The organism is Klebsiella sp. GN_Kp190 (genome assembly GCF_040061795.1).
Lineage (GTDB): Bacteria > Pseudomonadota > Gammaproteobacteria > Enterobacterales > Enterobacteriaceae > Klebsiella > Klebsiella michiganensis.
Map to the genome: position 1 here is coordinate 76,620 of NZ_JBEAFN010000073.1, position 19,711 is coordinate 96,330.

Here is a 19,711-nt window from a genome sequence, read left to right on the forward strand (position 1 = left end):
GTTTAAAAAACTGCAATGAAAAAACAATTCAGCACAGAAGGATAATGTCTCGCCGTCGATATAGTGAGACAGATCACACTCAATTATGACGACCGGTACGTTTCCCTGGCATTTAAAATGCCATTATTTTCTTAAAAATCATTAAATTAGGTGTTGTATAGCACATTTTTGTATAAATAAGATTGCCATTTGACGTATGTGTGGATTCCCGATAAGTTGGGAATCCGCTGGAAGCTTTCTGGATGAGTGCTCTGCTCATCATATTTATGCAGTAATTGAGATTCCCTCTTAACAGCAAGTCCTCAAACTTGTGTACCGATGCGAAAAGGATTTAAAGAGGGCGAATGCGAGGTGTAAACCCCGTCGCCATGCTCTTTCTGTGCCCGTGCGCAATCGGTATCGGAGGGTGTCCCGTAGAGCCTGGGGAGGTTCACTGATATGTTGTACGATAAATCCCTTGAGAGGGATAACTGTGGTTTCGGCCTGATCGCCCACATAGAAGGCGAACCTAGCCACAAGGTAGTGCGAACCGCTATACACGCACTGGCCCGAATGCAGCACCGCGGCGCGATTCTTGCCGATGGAAAAACCGGCGACGGTTGTGGCTTGCTGCTACAAAAACCCGATCGTTTCTTCCGAATTGTTGCGGAAGAGCGCGGCTGGCGTTTAGCCAAAAATTATGCCGTTGGGATGCTGTTCCTTAATAAGGATCCTGAACTGGCCAAAGCGGCGCGCCGCATCGTCGAAGAAGAACTTCAACGCGAAACGCTGTCTATCGTCGGCTGGCGCGATGTGCCGACCAATGAAGGCGTTCTCGGTGAAATCGCCCTCTCCTCGCTGCCTCGTATTGAACAAATCTTTGTGAACGCCCCGGCTGGCTGGCGTCCGCGCGATATGGAACGCCGTTTATTCATCGCGCGTCGCCGTATCGAAAAGCGTCTGCAGGAAGATAAAGATTTCTACGTTTGCAGCCTGTCGAACCTGGTCAACATTTATAAAGGTCTGTGTATGCCGGCGGATCTGCCGCGCTTCTACCTGGACCTCGCGGACCTGCGCCTGGAGTCGGCAATCTGCCTGTTCCACCAGCGCTTTTCCACCAACACCGTGCCGCGCTGGCCGCTGGCGCAGCCGTTCCGCTATCTGGCGCACAACGGCGAGATCAACACCATCACCGGTAACCGCCAGTGGGCCCGCGCCCGTACCTATAAGTTCCAGACGCCGCTGATCCCGGATCTCCACGACGCCGCGCCGTTCGTCAATGAAACCGGCTCTGACTCCAGTTCGATGGATAACATGCTGGAGCTGCTGCTGGCGGGCGGGATGGACATTATCCGCGCTATGCGCCTGCTGGTTCCGCCAGCCTGGCAGAACAACCCGGACATGGATCCTGAGCTGCGTTCGTTCTTTGACTTTAACTCCATGCATATGGAACCGTGGGACGGCCCGGCGGGCATCGTGATGTCCGATGGTCGTTTCGCCGCCTGTAACCTCGACCGTAACGGCCTGCGTCCGGCGCGCTATGTGATCACAAAAGACAAGCTCATCACCTGCGCCTCCGAAGTCGGTATCTGGGATTACCAGCCGGATGAAGTGGTTGAAAAAGGCCGCGTCGGCCCGGGCGAGCTGATGGTTATCGATACCCGCGAGGGGCGTATTCTGCACTCCGCGGAAACCGACAACGATCTGAAAAGCCGTCACCCGTATAAAGAGTGGATGGCGAAAAACGTCCGTCGTCTGGTGCCGTTCGAAGAGCTGCCGGACGAAGAAGTCGGTAGCCGCCAGCTGGATGATGATACCCTCGCCAGCTACCAGAAACAGTTCAACTACAGCGCCGAAGAGCTGGACTCCGTCCTGCGCGTACTGGGTGAAAACGGCCAGGAAGCGGTCGGCTCAATGGGCGACGATACCCCATTTGCCGTGCTCTCCAGCCAGCCGCGTATCATTTACGATTACTTCCGCCAGCAGTTCGCGCAGGTGACCAACCCGCCGATCGACCCGCTGCGCGAAGCGCACGTCATGTCGCTGGCCACCAGCATCGGCCGTGAAATGAACGTCTTCTGCGAAGCGGAAGGCCAGGCGCACCGCCTGAGTTTCAAGTCGCCGATTCTGCTGTACTCCGATTTTAAACAGCTGACCACCATGGAAGAGGAGCACTATCGCGCCGACGTCCTGGATATCACTTTTGATGCCACCGAAACCACGCTGGCTGAAACCGTGAAGGCGCTGTGCGATAAAGCCGAACAAATGGTGCGCAGCGGTACCGTTCTGCTGGTGCTCTCTGACCGCAACATCGCCAAAAACCGTCTGCCGGTACCGGCTCCGATGGCGGTAGGCGCGATCCAGACCCGACTGGTCGATAAAAGCCTGCGCTGCGATGCCAACATTATTGTCGAAACCGCCAGCGCCCGCGATCCGCACCACTTTGCCGTGCTGCTCGGCTTCGGCGCGACGGCTATCTACCCGTATCTCGCCTATGAAACCCTGGCGAAGCTGGTGGATAACAAAGCCATCGACAAAGCGTACCGCGCGGTGATGCTGAACTATCGTAACGGCATCAACAAAGGTCTGTATAAGATCATGTCGAAGATGGGGATTTCGACCATTGCCTCCTATCGCTGCTCGAAGCTATTTGAGGCGGTCGGTCTGCATCGCGAAGTGTCCGACCTGTGCTTCCAGGGCGTCGTCAGCCGTATCGGCGGCGCGGGCTTCGAGGATTTCCAGCAGGATCTGCTGAACCTGTCGAAACGTGCCTGGCTGGCGCGTAAACCGTTGGATCAGGGCGGCCTGCTGAAATACGTCCACGGCGGCGAATATCACGCCTATAACCCTGACGTGGTGCGCACGCTGCAACAAGCGGTACAAAGCGGCGAATACAGCGATTACCAGCAGTACGCGAAGCTGGTTAACGAGCGCCCGGCGGCAACGCTGCGCGATCTGCTGTGCGTAACGCCGGACGGAACCACGGTGAACCTGGACGACGTTGAGCCGGCCAGCGAACTGTTTAAACGCTTCGATACCGCGGCGATGTCTATCGGCGCGCTGAGCCCGGAAGCGCACGAAGCGCTGGCGGAAGCAATGAACAGCATCGGCGGTAACTCCAACTCCGGCGAAGGCGGCGAAGATCCGGCACGCTACGGCACCAATAAAGTCTCGCGCATCAAGCAGGTCGCCTCCGGCCGCTTCGGCGTGACCCCGGCTTACCTGGTTAACGCCGACGTTATTCAGATTAAAGTCGCTCAGGGCGCGAAGCCCGGCGAAGGCGGCCAGCTGCCGGGTGATAAAGTCACCCCCTATATCGCCAAGCTGCGCTATTCCGTACCCGGCGTAACGCTGATCTCCCCGCCGCCGCACCACGATATTTACTCTATCGAGGATCTGGCTCAGCTGATTTTCGACCTGAAGCAGGTTAACCCGAAAGCGATGATCTCCGTGAAGCTGGTTTCTGAACCGGGCGTCGGGACTATCGCCACCGGCGTAGCCAAAGCCTATGCGGATTTGATCACCATTGCCGGCTACGACGGCGGCACCGGCGCCAGCCCGCTCTCTTCCGTGAAGTATGCGGGTTGTCCGTGGGAACTGGGACTGGTGGAAACCCAGCAGGCGCTGGTTGCCAACGGGCTGCGCCACAAAATTCGTCTGCAGGTGGACGGCGGTCTGAAAACCGGCCTTGATATCATCAAAGCGGCCATCCTCGGGGCTGAGAGCTTCGGCTTCGGTACCGGCCCGATGGTCGCGCTGGGCTGTAAATATCTGCGTATTTGCCACCTGAACAACTGCGCAACCGGCGTAGCGACTCAGGATGACAAACTGCGTAAGAACCACTATCACGGTCTGCCGTTTAAGGTCACCAACTACTTTGAATTCATCGCCCGCGAAACGCGCGAGCTGATGGCGCAGCTGGGCGTGAAGCGTCTGGTGGATCTGATTGGCCGTACCGACCTGCTGAAAGAGCTGGACGGTTTTACCGCCAAACAGCAGAAGCTGGATCTGAGCAAGCTGCTGGAAACCGCGGAGCCGCATCCCGGCAAAGCGCTGTACTGCACAGAGAACAATCCGCCGTTCGACAATGGCGTACTCAATGCTCAGCTGCTGCAGCAGGCAAAACCGTACGTTGACAGCAAGCAGAGCAAAACTTTCTGGTTCGATATCCGCAACACCGACCGCTCCGTTGGCGCATCGCTGTCCGGCTATATCGCCCAGACCCACGGTGACCAGGGCCTGGCAGCCGATCCGATTATCGCCCACTTTAGCGGTACCGCGGGTCAGAGCTTCGGCGTGTGGAATGCCGGCGGCGTTGAGCTGCATCTGACCGGCGACGCGAACGACTATGTGGGTAAAGGGATGGCCGGCGGCCTGCTCGCCATTCGTCCTCCGGTAGGCTCGGCCTTCCGTAGCCATGAGGCCAGCATCATCGGCAACACCTGTCTGTACGGTGCGACCGGTGGTCGTCTGTATGCTGCGGGTCGTGCAGGCGAGCGTTTCGCGGTACGTAACTCCGGTGCGATCACCGTCGTCGAAGGCATTGGCGACAATGGCTGTGAATACATGACCGGCGGTATCGTCTGCGTGCTGGGCAAAACCGGCGTCAACTTTGGCGCAGGCATGACCGGCGGCTTTGGTTACGTTCTGGATGAAGACGGCGACTTCCGCAAACGCGTGAACCCTGAGCTGGTAGAAGTGCTGGACGTTGACTCTCTGGCCATCCATGAAGAGCACCTGCGCGGTTTAATTACCGAGCACGTGCAGCTTACCGGTTCGCAGCGCGGTGAAGAGATTCTGGCCAACTGGCCGGCCTTCTCAGCGAAGTTTGCGCTGGTTAAACCGAAGTCCAGCGATGTTAAAGCACTGTTGGGTCACCGTAGTCGTTCCGCAGCTGAGCTGCGGGTGCAGGCGCAGTAAGGGGTTAAGATGAGTCAGAATGTCTATCAATTTATCGACTTACAGCGAGTTGATCCGCCAAAGAAAGCGCTGAAGATCCGTAAAATTGAATTTGTGGAAATTTACGAGCCGTTTTCAGAAGGCCAGGCTAAAGCGCAGGCAGACCGCTGTCTGTCCTGCGGCAACCCGTACTGCGAATGGAAGTGCCCGGTTCATAACTACATCCCGAACTGGCTGAAGCTGGCCAACGAAGGGCGTATTTTTGAAGCGGCGGAACTGTCGCATCAGACCAATACCCTACCGGAAGTGTGCGGGCGCGTTTGCCCGCAGGACCGCCTGTGCGAAGGTTCCTGCACGCTGAACGATGAGTTCGGCGCGGTAACCATCGGTAACATTGAGCGCTATATCAACGATAAAGCGTTCGAAATGGGCTGGCGTCCTGACCTTAGCGGCGTAAAACAAACCGGTAAAACCGTCGCCATCATCGGCGCGGGCCCGGCGGGCCTGGCGTGCGCCGACGTATTGACCCGTAACGGCGTGAAGGCGGTGGTCTTCGATCGCCATCCGGAGATCGGCGGCCTGCTGACCTTTGGTATTCCGGCCTTTAAGCTGGAGAAAGAGGTGATGACCCGTCGTCGCGAGATCTTTACCGGTATGGGCATCGAGTTCAAACTGAATATCGAAGTGGGCCGCGATGTACAGCTCGACGATCTGCTGAAAGATTACGATGCGGTGTTCCTCGGCGTCGGAACCTATCAGTCTATGCGCGGCGGGCTGGAAAACGAAGACGCCAGCGGGGTCTTTGATGCGCTGCCGTTCCTCATCGCCAATACCAAGCAGATCATGGGCTTTGGTGAAACGGCGGATGAACCGTACGTTAGCATGGAAGGCAAGCGCGTCGTGGTTCTCGGCGGTGGCGACACCGCAATGGACTGCGTGCGCACCTCGATTCGCCAGAACGCCACCCACGTCATCTGCGCCTATCGCCGTGATGAGGAGAACATGCCGGGATCGAAGCGCGAAGTGAAAAACGCGCGTGAAGAAGGCGTGGAATTCCAGTTCAACGTTCAGCCGCTGGGCATTGAAGTGAATGCCAACGGTAAAGTCTGCGGCGTGAAGATGGCGCGTACGGAGATGGGCCAGCCGGATGCAAAAGGCCGCCGCCGCGCGGAAATCGTGGCCGGTTCTGAGCATGTGGTGCCCGCCGATGCCGTGGTGATGGCATTTGGTTTCCGCCCACACAGCATGGAATGGCTGGCGAAGCACAGCGTCGAGCTCGATTCTCAGGGCCGCGTGATTGCGCCGGAAGGTAGCGACAACGCCTTCCAGACCAGCAACCCGAAAATCTTCGCCGGTGGCGATATCGTTCGCGGCTCTGACCTGGTGGTCACCGCGATTGCCGAAGGCCGTAAGGCGGCTGACGGCATCCTGAACTACCTGGAAGTGTAAAAAACAAAACGCCGGATGAGAAAATCGTCCGGCGTTTAGCGTTTAGCTAAGTGCTATTTGATGAGCAGTCGCCAGGCGATATCCGCTTCCATTGTTGTGTTATCGGTATTTCCACTGAACATACTCTCGTTGAGCACGGGGAACAGCATCACGCGAAAACTCATCTGCTTCCCTTGCGGCACGACATTATTTTCTACGGCGATCACCGCCTCATTGTTACGCACATACAGAGGAGATGTTGTCCCGCTCTCCGGCGTAAAGTTCAGCTGGTCCGCTGTTTTTCCAGCGCTGTAGGACTTGCCATCAACGGTAATATTTTCAACCTTAAGCCCAACCCCACCGCGAGCGCCAAACAAAAAGCGACCTTTCTCGCCAGCAGAACCCTGAACCAGCACCGCCATCTGATGCATTTCAGAACAGGAAACATTCACATTCACTTCCCACTCAGACAGTTTGTGCCAATTCTGGGTAGTGGAAACAATGTCATCACGGCGTATCTGGTTATAATCAATTTTTGTCCGGGAGAGCGTAATCTGGCACTCTTCGGCACGAACGGTGCCTGACAGCAACATTCCCGCAGATAACAGCATCCCTATCCACTGATTCATCGACATACGCCGTCCACCTCTTCGTAAAATGCGTCTTCATCCCTCTTGTCGCTTAAGATGTAATCAATCTTGCACAGTCGGTTATTATCATCGTCCATGACATACAGTGCCGAAACCTGCTCAGCCTCATTAAGGAAAACATGCCCGTCATCCACGCTGGTGACAATATAATTGCCTTTCTCATCAACGATGGATAATCCCTTATCCAGCGCCCTGTTATCCGCACGCTTAACGCGGATCATCACCCGACGGTTATTCAGGACTTTAAAACCGACTTCGCTCACCGAAGCATGCGCAGCTGCCACATACTTTGTTCCATTTGCCAGCGTCATACTCGCTGGCAGCTTGTTCGCGTCAATTTCAATGCGCGAATTACGCCACTCATTCAGCCCAGGGATAACAGCCTGCCCCCAATAATCGGTCCAGACCGTCCCCTGCGGAGTACTGATTTCAACGCCAGCTTTCGATTCACTCAGTTTTGCAATGGCAAACGTATTCCGAATGGTATAAGGCGTGAAGGTGACGCCGCTTTTATGCGCCGCAACCCCACCTGAGAGCGTGGCATTATAATTACGGTGGCGGGAACCCACGCGCCCGCCGCCTATGCCTAATTGCGTATAATGCAGATTGCTATTCAAACTGCCGTTAAGGCTATTTTCACTTCCTTTATTATCACGGTCAGCGGAGATGTAGTAATTCATATTCTGCGACAAGGAACCGGAATTCTGCACACCGTAGCTAGTATCTTTCCCTTGTTTACGCATATAAGTGCTAACACTCTGCGGACCACCGAGCGGAATACTTAGATTAACGTAGAACGTGTCATCATTCTGGCTCCCTATCGCTCTCTGCCAATTCACTGAAAGAGAGGCATATTTAAAGGTTTTTCCCCAGAAGAAAAACAAATTACGCGAATCACTGCTTCCTTTACTGTAGTTAAAACCTGCGCTGACCGTACCGGCCAGCGACGTAGACCAGGCCAGGCTAGTCGAGTATGTACTGGTATAGGGCTGGAAATCATCACTCAGAGCATCCGTCAGTTCACGATAGCCGTCGCTAAAATGTGCTGCACTTGTGGATAAACGCAGGGTTTCCGCCAGCTTGACCGAGGTCTGTAGCTCAGTTTTCACGCCATTTTTTTTCTCACCATACTTTTTCTGACTTGCAGCGACACCGGTGGATACACTCCAGTTATCCGCTGGTAAGTATTCAGTCTGAACACCCGAGGCAATATACTTTTCCGCCATTGCGCCAGAGAACAGTAGATTCAGTTGCTGTAATACACGCCAGTCGTTAGAAAGGTTAAACACCCAAGGATTTTCATGATCGCCCTTAATCTTGTTCACCTGACCAACTGAAACAGACACTCCCTGGGGACGAGAAAACGATGAACGCCTTACGGAGGCGGCAGGAACAATAAAGCGACTGGTTGAGCCATCGGATTCAACAACGGTAACCTCAAGATCCACATTACTACGGACCTCTGGCATATCCTCAATCGTGAATGGTCCGGCTGGCACCAGTGTGTTATAGATCAGCAGCCCGCTCTGGCGTACTTCAACGCGAGCCTGGGCATTACGTGCAATCCCTGAAATACTGATACCACTCCCGCGGCTTTGCAAAGCGCGTGTAGGCGTCAACTGAACACCAAGGATCGGCGCCCCACTCAATACGTACGATCTGGCATTAATCTCCCCGAGCTGCATTGTCATCTTCATTATGTCGAAAACATGCTCGGCGTAGGTATAAATACTTTCAGCATTTTTAATGCCATTATCGTCGGTGAGGATATAGCGGCTACGCAACGACCAGCTAGCAGCATTCAGGCCACCTTCCAGACTGGCCTGTGAGTAGAGACTGGCATCACTACCATCATATTCGCTGCGTGTACTGAACAGATTATAGTTAAGCGACCCGGCGATCCCGCCGCGCTGAAAACTCTTAATGTCGCCATTTAAGTCGTTCAACGCTTCTGCCGGTAGGAACAGCTCTACCGCTTCCTGACCCGGTAGGGCTTTAACCACTGCCTGTGCATAATCATTAACTATGTCATGACACTCTTCATCTTTTTTCAACGGAACCGGCATTAACCCGGCAAATTCAATAAAATCATTATCAATGCAAAGCGTACCATCCTCACCAAAACGCGCCGCCACGGTTCCTTTATCCCTATTATTAATTTTCACCTGCACTGAATGTGTACCGGGAAGAAAACGTGGAGCCAGGGCAAAGTAGCGGTTAAGGTTGATATTCAACCCACGTGAGTGAATCATTTCGGAGTCAAAAGTAACCTCTTCGGCTTGTAGAACAGCAGAAAAAAATATAGTCAGCGATAAGGTACAACATAAAGATACGTAGTTGCAGGAAGAAAAATGGCGTTGTTTATGCATAGATATTTCTTATCTTTCATTTAATTCCGTAATAAAACTTGGAACTTCAACACCATACCGACTGGCAGGGAAAAATTTAACTTTATTGTCACTAACGATATTTTTTGAAATAGTTATCTTTAATGTTTCCCCGGGCAAAATATAGCTTTTATTAATATACCCCGTTGCTTCCGAAGGAAGAAAAATCATATCACGAGCCAACCGCACAACATATTTACTTGGATTAACGACTTTCCCTTCATTTCCTTTTGCTGACCATTGAAGATACTTCCATGCATCAGTAACAACAGCCAGGTTAGCAGGGCGAATAAGAACTGGCAAATCCTGGCGAATATTAAAACCAATTTTAATTCTTTTATCATTATTTTTAGGCGGAATACCTTCAAACGTTACGCGTTTAAAATGCTCCACTTCCAGTGGTGTGTTATTCTGCAGAATAAACCGAATTTGTTGTGTTTGCCCAGGTTCGACGCGGATGACAGGCTGTGTAGGCATTATTTTTATATCTTCACTTTCATCTGGTAAATCGATAATAGCGGTATACAGTAATGCAGGATGCGCATCCGTGTTTTTAACATTCATTGTACCACTATGGGTAGCTTCATCAATCACCAGTAAACTTGTCTCCGGCACCATACCTTCCGCAAAAACTGAATGCGCGGTCAGACAAAATGCAGAGACAATACACAATCTGATAGCTGAAGAATTAAATAAACTCATAATAAAATCCTTCTTAAGCATTAACACTCCGTGTTAATCTGGTCGTTCTATATAGGGGATAGCCAAAACACTTCCCCTATTAATTATTAATTTATGATATTAAAAATTACAGATAACGCAGGCTGATGGTAAGTTGGCCATCCAGAGGGGTATCGTCAGTAATAGCCAGCGTGCTGGTGTTTTGAATTGCCAGAGAGGTTGCCATTGGGAAAGTGGCGGTTTTGAATGCCAGCGGTTCTACAGAACCGGTATTCGCAACAGTAATATCGCGATAGGAGCTACCTACCGTGGTACCATTAGTATTATTCCTCCAAGTTCCACCTAAATCATAATAATCGACAATGATATTGTCAACGTTATTCCCGTCTGCTGTTACGCTATTATTTTTTATAAAAAGAGAATATGAACCAATATTTACCTCGCCAGCCTTACCAACTCCGTAAGTCTGATCGATACTTTGAAGAGAAATTCCATTAAAGGTCGCGTTTTCAACGACAAGATTTGCGTTAGAACTGCTGCGCTCATCAACCAGGTTCCATGATACTTTGGTTGGTGAAGTACAATTAATAGTTAAATCGATATCTTTCTGCCCCAGCTGATTAACTTGAGTAGCAGAAAGCATACCCAAGTTAATAATGCCATAATCAACCACACCACCATTACTCAAAGTTGGGGTACATGCAGCATTAGTCAAAGTACCTTTTACTTTTAATACTGCGGAGGGGTTAGCAGCAATAGCAGAAGTCGCGCTCATTGCCAGAATGGCAGCCAGAAGTGTTTTTTTCATGAGTCAATCCTTAACGTATAATATGTTTATATATCTAATAAACGCATTTTAAATGAAAGCATGCGTATTAAATACGAAACGAACAATACATGAAAGGGTACAATAAAATACACTTAGAAAAATTAACTTTAAATGTAGAAAAACTTAATCAATAATTAAGCCATATAAATACCCTTCTGAAATTCACGTAAATAAAAACAAAAAAACAATGAATCGTAGCAAAAACTCAACGATTTTTGCGCCTTAACATGAATATTCATTGACTTTAATTATAAAACCGCCATAAACGATAAAAATAATATTGATATATTTTATCATCATAGCGGCAATAAAACACCATTATTCCGAACAGTCATTTACAAGGAAAATAAGTTAATATCAAACACTAGAATATTAATTATATGAATTCAATAAATTCACAAAAATTTACCGCGCTATATTATAATTTCAGCCACCCCCTGATGTATTACAGACTCAGCAAGCTCTTTCGCTCATCGGCAACCCAGCTTAATAGCTTAACTAAAGACGTACCAGATAGCGGATATACAGTTAAAAGGGGGTGGAAAGGGGAATACAATCAACCCAGGAGCCCTACACGGAGTGTAGTAGAAATATGAAGTTTATTAGCGGAGTTTGAAATCAGCGCCACGTCCCCGCATCGGAGAGTATGAAATAGAGAATTAAAGAGGGATGCTTTACGGCAATCACGGTGAATGGCAGAAAGTAAAACAGGCCCCGAAGGGCCTGATAAACATTATTTAACGACGCGCAGCGCCGGACGGCCGCCGCGAGGAGGCGGCGTATCGTCGGGATCGTCGTCGTGATTATCCGGCTTATCGCCATCGATCACCGACATGACCGTTTCGCTGTCAGGCAGCTCTTCGTCATCGTTCAGGCTAGTGACATCTTCATCATAAGCCGCTTCTGGTTCGAACATGGTTCCCGCACCATTCTCGCGCGCGTAAACCGCCAGCACGGCCGCCATCGGCACGGAGACATTGCGCGGCACGCCGCCAAAGCGCGCGTTAAAACGCACTTCGTCGTTGGCCAGCTCGAGGTTACCGACAGCACGTGGGGCAATATTGAGAACAATTTGCCCATCGCGAGCGTACTCCATCGGGACCATTACGCCCGGCAGAGTGACGTCAACGACCAGATGCGGAGTCAGCTGGTTATCCAGCAGCCACTCATAGAACGCTCGTAACAGGTACGGGCGACGCGGCGTCAGCTGTGATACATCCATCATTTAGCCCCGACCGAGACGCATTTCACGTTCGGCTTCAGTTAAAGAAGCGAGGAAAGAGTCGCGCTCAAACACGCGAGTCATATAGCCTTTAAGCTCTTTCGCGCCAGCACCGACCAGCTCTACGCCGAGAACCGGCAGACGCCACAGCAGCGGTGCCAGATAGCAGTCTACCAGGCTGAACTCATCGCTCAGGAAGTAGGGCTTCTGGGTGAATACTGGCGCAATCGCCTGCAGTTCTTCACGCAGCTGCTTACGCGCAGTATCAGCCTGCGCAGCGGTACCGGTCTGAATGGTATTCATCAACGAATACCAGTCCTTTTCGATACGGTGCATGTACAGACGGCTTTCCCCACGCGCCACCGGGTAAACCGGCATTAGCGGCGGATGTGGGAAACGCTCATCCAGGTATTCCATAATGATGCGAGATTCCCACAGAGTGAGCTCACGATCCACAAGCGTCGGTACGCTTTGATTCGGGTTGAGGTCAATCAGATCCTGAGGCGGGTTGTCCTTCTCCACGTGCTCTATCTCAAAACTAACACCTTTTTCGGCCAGCACGATGCGGACCTGATGGCTATAGATGTCAGTAGGACCAGAAAACAGCGTCATTACCGAACGTTTGTTGGCAGCGACAGCCATGAAAACCTCCAGGTATATTCAGAATTTTTGTACTGCTGCCGACCACGCATGGCCAGCCAGATGTAAAAACCCCATTTGCGTGACTTCATTTCGTTCGTCATCCAAACAAAAAATGAACAATCACCTGCATTTGGGCAGAAAATTGGATGATAGTTTACCAGATTTTGAAGACGTTGTGGTGAGGGGATTCTGGAAATGCTGAAAAAGTGGTAATAATGGGGCGTTTGTAGAGGGAAAATGGCAAATTTATCCATAAAAAAACCCGCCGAAGCGGGTTTTTTCGCAAATTGTTCTGCGTGAGCAGAAAACAATTAACGTTTGGAGAACTGCGGACGACGACGTGCTTTACGCAGGCCGACTTTCTTACGTTCAACCTGACGAGCATCACGAGTAACGAAGCCAGCTTTACGCAGTTCGCCACGCAGGGACTCATCGTACTCCATCAGAGCGCGGGTGATACCGTGACGGATCGCACCAGCCTGACCAGAGATACCACCACCTTTAACGGTGATGTACAGATCTAATTTCTCAACCATGTCGACCAGTTCCAGCGGCTGACGAACTACCATGCGGGCAGTTTCACGACCGAAGTACTGTTCCAGAGAACGCTGGTTGATAACGATTTTACCGTTGCCCGGTTTGATGAAAACGCGAGCTGCGGAACTTTTGCGGCGACCGGTGCCGTAGTATTGATTTTCAGCCATTGCCTATAATCCCGATTAGATGTCAAGAACTTGCGGTTGCTGTGCCGCGTGGTTGTGCTCGTTACCCGCGTAAACTTTCAGCTTACGGTACATAGCACGACCCAGCGGGCCTTTTGGCAGCATGCCTTTAACCGCGATTTCAATCACACGCTCAGGACGGCGGGCAATCATCTCTTCAAAGGTCGCTTCTTTGATACCACCGATGTGGCCGGTGTGGTGGTAGTACATTTTGTCTTCGCGCTTGTTGCCGGTTACAGCAACTTTTTCTGCGTTCAGAACGATGATGTAATCACCGGTATCAACGTGCGGAGTGTATTCCGCTTTATGCTTGCCGCGCAGGCGCAGAGCCAGTTCGGAAGCCAGACGGCCCAGAGTTTTACCGGTCGCGTCAACAACATACCAGTCGCGTTTTACGGTTTCTGGTTTAGCTGTAAAAGTTTTCATTAAAAGCTTACCCAAATAAATAAGTTACACGTTGGTGAACACCCAAACGTTTAGTCAGTTGAGGTTCACACGACATTGTCCAGCAAACCTACCCCTTCGAATAGCCTATGCCGGCACATAGAAAGTTTTGGGAAAAAAACCTTCTCGTAACGTGGGGTCGCAAGATTATAGAGAAGTCGGGGTCAAAGATCGACCCCTTTATGTGATTTGTCCCCGGTTTTACCCCGCCAGGTGTTCCCGCTTCAGATACTCCTCGCTCTGCATCTCCTGCAGGCGCGATAAACAGCGCTGGAACTCGAATTTTAATCTCTCGCCCTGATAGATCTCATACAGCGGTACCGCCGCGCTGACCACCAGTTTAACGTGGCGCTCATAGAACTCATCGACCAGGGCGATAAAGCGCCGCGCCTCGCTCTCCATCAGCCCGGTCATCACCGGCACATCTAAGAGCATCACGGTATGAAACAGACGCGAGAGCGCAATATAGTCGTGCTGGCTACGCGCATCCACGCACAGCGTGGCGAAGGAAGCCGCCAGCGTCTGGTTCTCAACGCCCAGCGTCGGCAGCGGGCGATGGTTGATCTCCAGCGTTGGCATCTGCTGGCGCTTCGCCCCCGCCAGCGCCAGCCACAGTTTATCCATCTGCTGCTGCGTCTCAGCGTTCAGCGGCGACAGCCACAAATGCGCCTGGGTTAGCGTGCGCAGGCGGTAATCAATACCGGCGTCGACATTCATCACATCGCAATGCTGTTTAATGGCGTCGATGGCGGGCAGGAAACGAGCGCGCTGAAGGCCGTTGCGGTACAGCTCGTCAGGCGGAATATTCGACGTCGCCACCAGGGTTATGCCGCGGGCAAACAGCGCTTTCATCAGGCCGCCCAGCAGCATTGCATCGGTAATATCAGAAACGAAAAACTCATCGAAGCAGAGCACATCGGTTTCAGCTTTAAAGCGATCCGCGACGATTTCCAGCGGATCGCTGTGCCCCTGCAGCGACGTTAACTCTTCATGAACCCGCAGCATAAAGCGATGAAAGTGCAGACGTTGTTTACGTTCTCCCGGCAAACTTTGATAGAACAGATCCATCAACCAGGTTTTTCCTCTGCCGACGCCGCCCCACATGTAGAGGCCGCGAACGGCAGCCGTTTCGGCAACGGGTTCGCGCTTGCCCAGCAGTTTGCCGAATTTGGCCCGCAGACCGCCGCCGGTTTGCGGCGCGACCGAAGGTTTATTCTGCAGTTCTTGATAAATCGTATCGAGGCGGCTGACCGCTTCTCGCTGGACGTCGTCAGGTTGATGGCTCCCCTCCTTGAGAGAGGAAAGGTAACGCGATGTTGGGGACAGGCTTTGCATGATCTAATTGTTATTCCTTGAAAACCGTAATGCCGTAGCTCACGATTGACGAAAAAAAGGCCGCTCTACACTACGTGATGATACGCCAGGATTCCACTTCTGTGGAATTAGCGGTTATAGTGGCACTATCGGGCGCAGGCGGAGAGCCTCACAGCCACCCTACGGAACCACAAAACAACGGGAGATGTTCATGACCTGGGAATACGCGCTAATTGGGCTAGTTGTCGGCATCATTATCGGTGCCGTCGCGATGCGTTTTGGCAATCGCAAATTACGCCAACAGCAGGCGCTGCAGTTCGAACTGGAAAAGAATAAAGCAGAGCTGGAAGAGTACCGCGAAGAGCTGGTGAGCCATTTTGCCCGGAGCGCAGAGCTGCTGGATAACATGGCGCATGATTACCGCCAGCTGTATCAGCATATGGCGAAAAGCTCCAACAACCTGCTGCCGGACAGCATGGCGGACGCCAACCCGTTCCGCAATCGTCTGGAAGAGTCCGAAGCGGGCAACGATCAGGCCCCGGTCCAGATGCCGCGCGACTACTCTGAAGGTGCATCCGGTCTGCTGCGCGGCGGCGTAAAGCGCGACTAAACCGGCAACGACAGTAAAAATATTTTCCGGGCGCACCCTCTGCGCCCGTTTCCACCTTCCATCCCAGCTACAATTTAACGATTGCCCACGTTGTTACCGGGTCGAAAATTCAATAACATCGGGCCATTCGGGACGTTTCCCATACACCTTAGGTTACGAGAGCCAGCAACTAATGAATAAACCGACTTTGCTGTTGAGTGCGTTAGCGTTAAGCATTGGGTTGTCGTTGTCCGCCTTACCTCCGGCAGCAGCGTCTTTACCGACACAGGTTCCCGGCCAGGGCGCGTTGCCAAGCCTCGCGCCGATGCTGGAGAAAGTGTTGCCGGCGGTGGTGAGCGTACAGGTTGAGGGTACCGCGTCACCCGCGCAAAATATGCCGGAAGAGCTGAAGAAGTACTTTGGCGACAACGCGCCGCAAGAGCAGGCGCAGCCTTTTGAAGGCCTGGGCTCAGGGGTCATTATTGACGCTGCAAAAGGCTACGTGCTGACCAATAATCACGTCATTAATCAGGCCCAGAAAATCAGCGTCCAGCTCAACGACGGGCGTGAGTTCGATGCCAAACTGGTCGGCAGCGACGAGCAGAGCGATATCGCCCTGCTGCAGCTGCAAAAACCCAGCAACCTGACGCAAATCGCGATCGCCGACTCCGATAAACTGCGGGTGGGCGACTTCGCCGTCGCCGTCGGTAACCCGTTTGGTCTGGGCCAGACCGCCACTTCAGGGATTATTTCAGCCCTTGGCCGCAGCGGCCTGAACCTTGAGGGGCTGGAGAACTTTATCCAGACTGATGCCTCAATCAACCGCGGCAACTCCGGCGGCGCGCTGCTGAACCTCAACGGCGAGCTGATTGGTATCAATACCGCTATTCTGGCCCCGGGCGGCGGCAGCGTCGGCATTGGCTTCGCGATCCCCAGCAATATGGCGAAAATCCTCTCCCAGCAGCTTATTCAGTTTGGTGAAATCAAACGCGGCCTGCTGGGTATTAAAGGTATGGAAATGAGCGCGGATATCGCCAAAGCGATGAACCTTGACGTCCAGCGCGGCGCGTTCGTCAGCGAGGTGCTGCCAAACTCCGGATCGGCCAAAGCGGGAATTAAATCTGGTGACGTTATCGTCAGCCTCAACGGTAAACCGCTCAACAGCTTCGCCGAACTGCGTTCACGCATCGCCACGACCGAGCCGGGCACCAAAGTGAAGCTAGGACTCTTGCGCGAAGGAAAACCCGTTGAAGTGGAAGTCACTCTGGACAAGAGCACCTCTTCTTCCGCCAGCGCCGAGCTTATCGCACCGGCCCTGCAGGGCGCATCGTTAAGCGACGGTCAGATGAAAGACGGAACCAAAGGCATCGTCATTGATAATGTCGATAAAGGCAGCCCGGCCGCGCAGGCGGGCCTGCATAAAGACGATATCATTATTGGCCTCAACCGCGAGCGCGTGCGCTCCATTGCCGAACTGCGCAAAGTGCTCGAAAGCAAACCGACGGTGATTGCGCTGAACGTCATTCGCGGCAGCGAAAGCATCTATCTGCTGCTGCGTTAACTCGCCTTCCGGGCATCGCGTGCAGTGCGATGTCCGGACAAGACGTGTTATGCTGCGCCTGTCTATCCATCAACGATATCTGCATCATGCCTGGAAAGTTTTTACGTTCGATACTTATCGGTTTGATTGTCGGCGGCCTGCTGCTGGCCGTTATGCCTTCGCTGCGCCAGTGGCAGCTTTCGCCGACCACGCAGTACGATAGCGCGGATGAATCCCCCGCCAGCTATAATTCCGCCGTTCGCCGCGCCGCCCCAGCGGTCGTGAACGTCTATAACCGCGCCCTCAACAGCACCAGCCATAACCAGCTAACGCTCGGTTCCGGCGTGATCATGGATCAGCGCGGCTATATCCTGACCAATAAGCACGTTATCAACGATGCCGACCAGATTATTGTTGCTCTGCAGGATGGACGGGTCTTTGAAGCGCTGCTGGTCGGCTCCGATACCCTCACCGATCTGGCGGTATTAAAAATCAACGCCAGCGGCGGCCTGCCGGTCATTCCGATTAATCCGAAACGCGTGCCGCATATCGGTGACGTCGTGCTGGCGATTGGCAACCCGTACAACCTCGGGCAAACCATTACCCAGGGCATTATCAGCGCCACCGGCCGTATCGGCCTGAACCCCACCGGGCGCCAGAACTTCCTGCAGACCGACGCGTCGATCAACCACGGTAACTCAGGCGGCGCGCTGGTGAACTCGCTGGGCGAGCTTATGGGTATCAACACCCTGTCATTTGATAAAAGCAACGACGGCGAAACGCCGGAGGGCATCGGCTTTGCGATCCCCTTCCAGCTGGCAACCAAGATTATGGATAAGCTGATCCGCGATGGCCGCGTGATTCGCGGCTATATAGGGATCAGCGGCCGCGAAATTGCGCCGATGCATGCGCAGGGCGGCGGCGGTATCGATCAGCTGCAGGGGATTGTGGTGAATGATGTTGCGCCGGAAGGCCCGGCCGCCCAGGCGGGTATCCGCGCCAACGACGTGATTATTTCCGTTAACGACAAGCCCGCCGTTTCCGCCCTCGAAACCATGGATCAGGTCGCAGAGATTCGTCCGGGTTCGGAAATTCCGGTGGTGATTATGCGCGACGATAAAAAAATCACGCTGCATATCGCCGTACAGGAATATCCGGCAACCAATTAACAGGCTCCCCCGCAGGGGGAGCACCTTTCAATCAGCAAATAGCGGCCCGGCCGGGAATGTCGCCAGAAACCCGGTTATGGCCAGCAGCGACCGCAGGTCAGGCCACGCAAACTGGCGCTCCCGCAGCTCGTCATCCAGCGTCATGAGCGCAAACTCGCCTTTATCCCCCAGAACGCCGCCCTGCCAGAGCAACCGTTGAGCCTGCTGCCGGGCCCAGGGGGAATCGCTCTTCCAGGCCAGCAGGTGCAGCAGCGCCTGCTGCAGACAGATGCCAGAAGGATGCTTATCCCGCAGCAGCCGCCGGTAAACCGGCAGCGATATGCTGCGTACGGTATAAAAACCGCTGCGGGTTTCGGCATCAGCATCCGCCACGCTGGCGCAATACTGACCGGCCAGATCGCATAGACGATTGTGCGTCAGCGGCTGGCCCAGGGCATTCAGGCGACCCGCTGCGGCACACAGCAGCGCGCATCTTTGCTGCTCATGTGACAGCGAATCAGGCAGCGCTGATACCGTTTCAGCGACTCCCGCTTGCGCATGCTGTACGCCAGCATCATAACACTGGAAAAAGAAATCATGACTCCCCTGACCGATTGATGGATGCGCCAGCAGATTCAGCGCCGGATGCAGTTGCTCGAGCTCGTTGAGCGACGCCAGCATGTCATCCACGACCACACCCTTTGTCGATATCGATGCCCTGCTTTCGGGGCGTAATGTTATGGTTTCATTCATCAAAGCCTCCTTATAGGAAATCTCCCGGTGGCGCTGCGCTGACCGGGCTACGGGTCCGTGCAGTCTGGTAGTCCGGACAAGGCGCGTTAAGCGCCGCCTCCGGGATAATCCCCGGGTCGCGGCTGACGCCTTACCCGGGCTACGGGTTTACAGCCGTCTGCGATCCGGTAGCCCGGCTAAGCGCAGCGCGAGCCGGGAACAACGCGTTTTTACATCGCCAGCACGTACTTGAGCATCACCCCGGCGGCAATCGCCGAGCCAATCACCCCCGCCACGTTCGGACCCATCGCGTGCATCAGCAGAAAGTTCTGCGCGTCCGACTCCAGACCCACTTTGTTCGACACCCTGGCCGCCATCGGCACCGCCGACACCCCGGCCGAGCCAATCAGCGGGTTGATTTTGTTCCGGCTGCACAGGTTCAGCAGCTTCGCCATCAGCACCCCCGCCGCCGTCCCCACGCAGAACGCAATCACCCCCAGCACCA

16 protein-coding genes are annotated in these 19,711 nt (G+C 53.3%); 5 read left to right on the forward strand and 11 right to left on the reverse strand.

Annotated elements, in window-relative coordinates; translation table 11 throughout:
• Positions 1–438: 438 nt before the first annotated feature.
• Entirely contained in the window at positions 439–4,899 is a 4,461-nt protein-coding gene (gltB, locus tag ABLU67_RS26895) for a glutamate synthase large subunit (protein ID WP_025108152.1), read from the forward strand.
• 9 nt (positions 4,900–4,908) lie between these two features.
• On the forward strand, positions 4,909–6,327 hold the full coding sequence (gene gltD, locus ABLU67_RS26900; RefSeq protein WP_004854608.1) for a glutamate synthase subunit GltD: 1,419 nt from the start codon (positions 4,909–4,911) through the stop codon (positions 6,325–6,327).
• A 53-nt stretch (positions 6,328–6,380) separates the two neighbouring features.
• Here gltD and ABLU67_RS26905 read toward each other — a convergent pair whose 3' ends face one another.
• From ABLU67_RS26905 to zapE, 9 genes are all read right to left on the reverse strand, one after another.
• On the reverse strand, positions 6,381–6,941 hold the full coding sequence (locus tag ABLU67_RS26905) for a hypothetical protein (RefSeq protein WP_219558644.1): 561 nt from the start codon (positions 6,939–6,941) through the stop codon (positions 6,381–6,383).
• Positions 6,932–9,325: a fimbrial biogenesis usher protein gene (locus ABLU67_RS26910; RefSeq protein WP_064380283.1), complete on the reverse strand. Its 2,394-nt coding sequence runs from the start codon at positions 9,323–9,325 to the stop codon at positions 6,932–6,934. Before ABLU67_RS26910 ends, ABLU67_RS26905 begins: the two co-directional genes overlap by 10 nt.
• A gap of 9 nt (positions 9,326–9,334) precedes the next feature.
• Complete coding sequence (locus ABLU67_RS26915; RefSeq protein ID WP_224398802.1) at positions 9,335–10,066, reverse strand: fimbria/pilus chaperone family protein; 732 nt, start codon at positions 10,064–10,066, stop codon at positions 9,335–9,337.
• Positions 10,067–10,151: 85 nt separating this feature from the next.
• Positions 10,152–10,832, reverse strand: a complete 681-nt coding sequence (locus ABLU67_RS26920) for a DUF1120 domain-containing protein (RefSeq protein WP_032751486.1) — start codon at positions 10,830–10,832, stop codon at positions 10,152–10,154.
• A gap of 754 nt (positions 10,833–11,586) precedes the next feature.
• A complete protein-coding gene (gene sspB / locus ABLU67_RS26925; protein WP_014226996.1) occupies positions 11,587–12,075 on the reverse strand; it encodes a ClpXP protease specificity-enhancing factor in 489 nt (162 codons plus the stop codon).
• 3 nt (positions 12,076–12,078) lie between these two features.
• Positions 12,079–12,717 (reverse strand): stringent starvation protein SspA, encoded by a 639-nt coding sequence (gene sspA, locus ABLU67_RS26930; RefSeq protein WP_014226997.1) that lies wholly within the window; start codon positions 12,715–12,717, stop codon positions 12,079–12,081.
• Between the two features lie 311 nt (positions 12,718–13,028).
• The gene (rpsI, locus tag ABLU67_RS26935) at positions 13,029–13,421 is read right to left on the reverse strand and encodes a 30S ribosomal protein S9 (protein ID WP_000829815.1); all 393 of its coding nucleotides are present in this window, start codon (positions 13,419–13,421) and stop codon (positions 13,029–13,031) included.
• A 15-nt stretch (positions 13,422–13,436) separates the two neighbouring features.
• The gene (rplM, locus tag ABLU67_RS26940; RefSeq protein WP_004106200.1) at positions 13,437–13,865 is read right to left on the reverse strand and encodes a 50S ribosomal protein L13; all 429 of its coding nucleotides are present in this window, start codon (positions 13,863–13,865) and stop codon (positions 13,437–13,439) included.
• Positions 13,866–14,084: 219 nt separating this feature from the next.
• A complete protein-coding gene (zapE, locus tag ABLU67_RS26945) occupies positions 14,085–15,218 on the reverse strand; it encodes a cell division protein ZapE (RefSeq protein WP_224385169.1) in 1,134 nt (377 codons plus the stop codon).
• Between the two features lie 190 nt (positions 15,219–15,408).
• Between zapE and zapG the strand changes: the two genes are divergently transcribed.
• The 3 genes from zapG to degS all read left to right on the forward strand — a co-directional run bounded on the left by zapG (position 15,409) and on the right by degS (position 18,495).
• A complete protein-coding gene (gene zapG, locus ABLU67_RS26950) occupies positions 15,409–15,807 on the forward strand; it encodes a Z-ring associated protein ZapG (protein WP_004854637.1) in 399 nt (132 codons plus the stop codon).
• A gap of 172 nt (positions 15,808–15,979) precedes the next feature.
• Positions 15,980–17,347 (forward strand): serine endoprotease DegQ, encoded by a 1,368-nt coding sequence (gene degQ / locus ABLU67_RS26955; RefSeq protein ID WP_014226999.1) that lies wholly within the window; start codon positions 15,980–15,982, stop codon positions 17,345–17,347.
• Positions 17,348–17,433: 86 nt separating this feature from the next.
• Complete coding sequence (gene degS / locus ABLU67_RS26960) at positions 17,434–18,495, forward strand: outer membrane-stress sensor serine endopeptidase DegS (RefSeq protein ID WP_009651894.1); 1,062 nt, start codon at positions 17,434–17,436, stop codon at positions 18,493–18,495.
• 27 nt (positions 18,496–18,522) lie between these two features.
• On the opposite strand, the gene ABLU67_RS26965 is transcribed toward degS, so the two are convergent.
• Both ABLU67_RS26965 and ABLU67_RS26970 read right to left on the reverse strand, forming a co-directional pair.
• Positions 18,523–19,227: a hypothetical protein gene (locus ABLU67_RS26965; protein ID WP_025108158.1), complete on the reverse strand. Its 705-nt coding sequence runs from the start codon at positions 19,225–19,227 to the stop codon at positions 18,523–18,525.
• Between the two features lie 209 nt (positions 19,228–19,436).
• Positions 19,437–19,711: sodium ion-translocating decarboxylase subunit beta (locus ABLU67_RS26970; RefSeq protein WP_348852600.1), on the reverse strand; the 275-nt coding region annotated here is incomplete at its 5' end.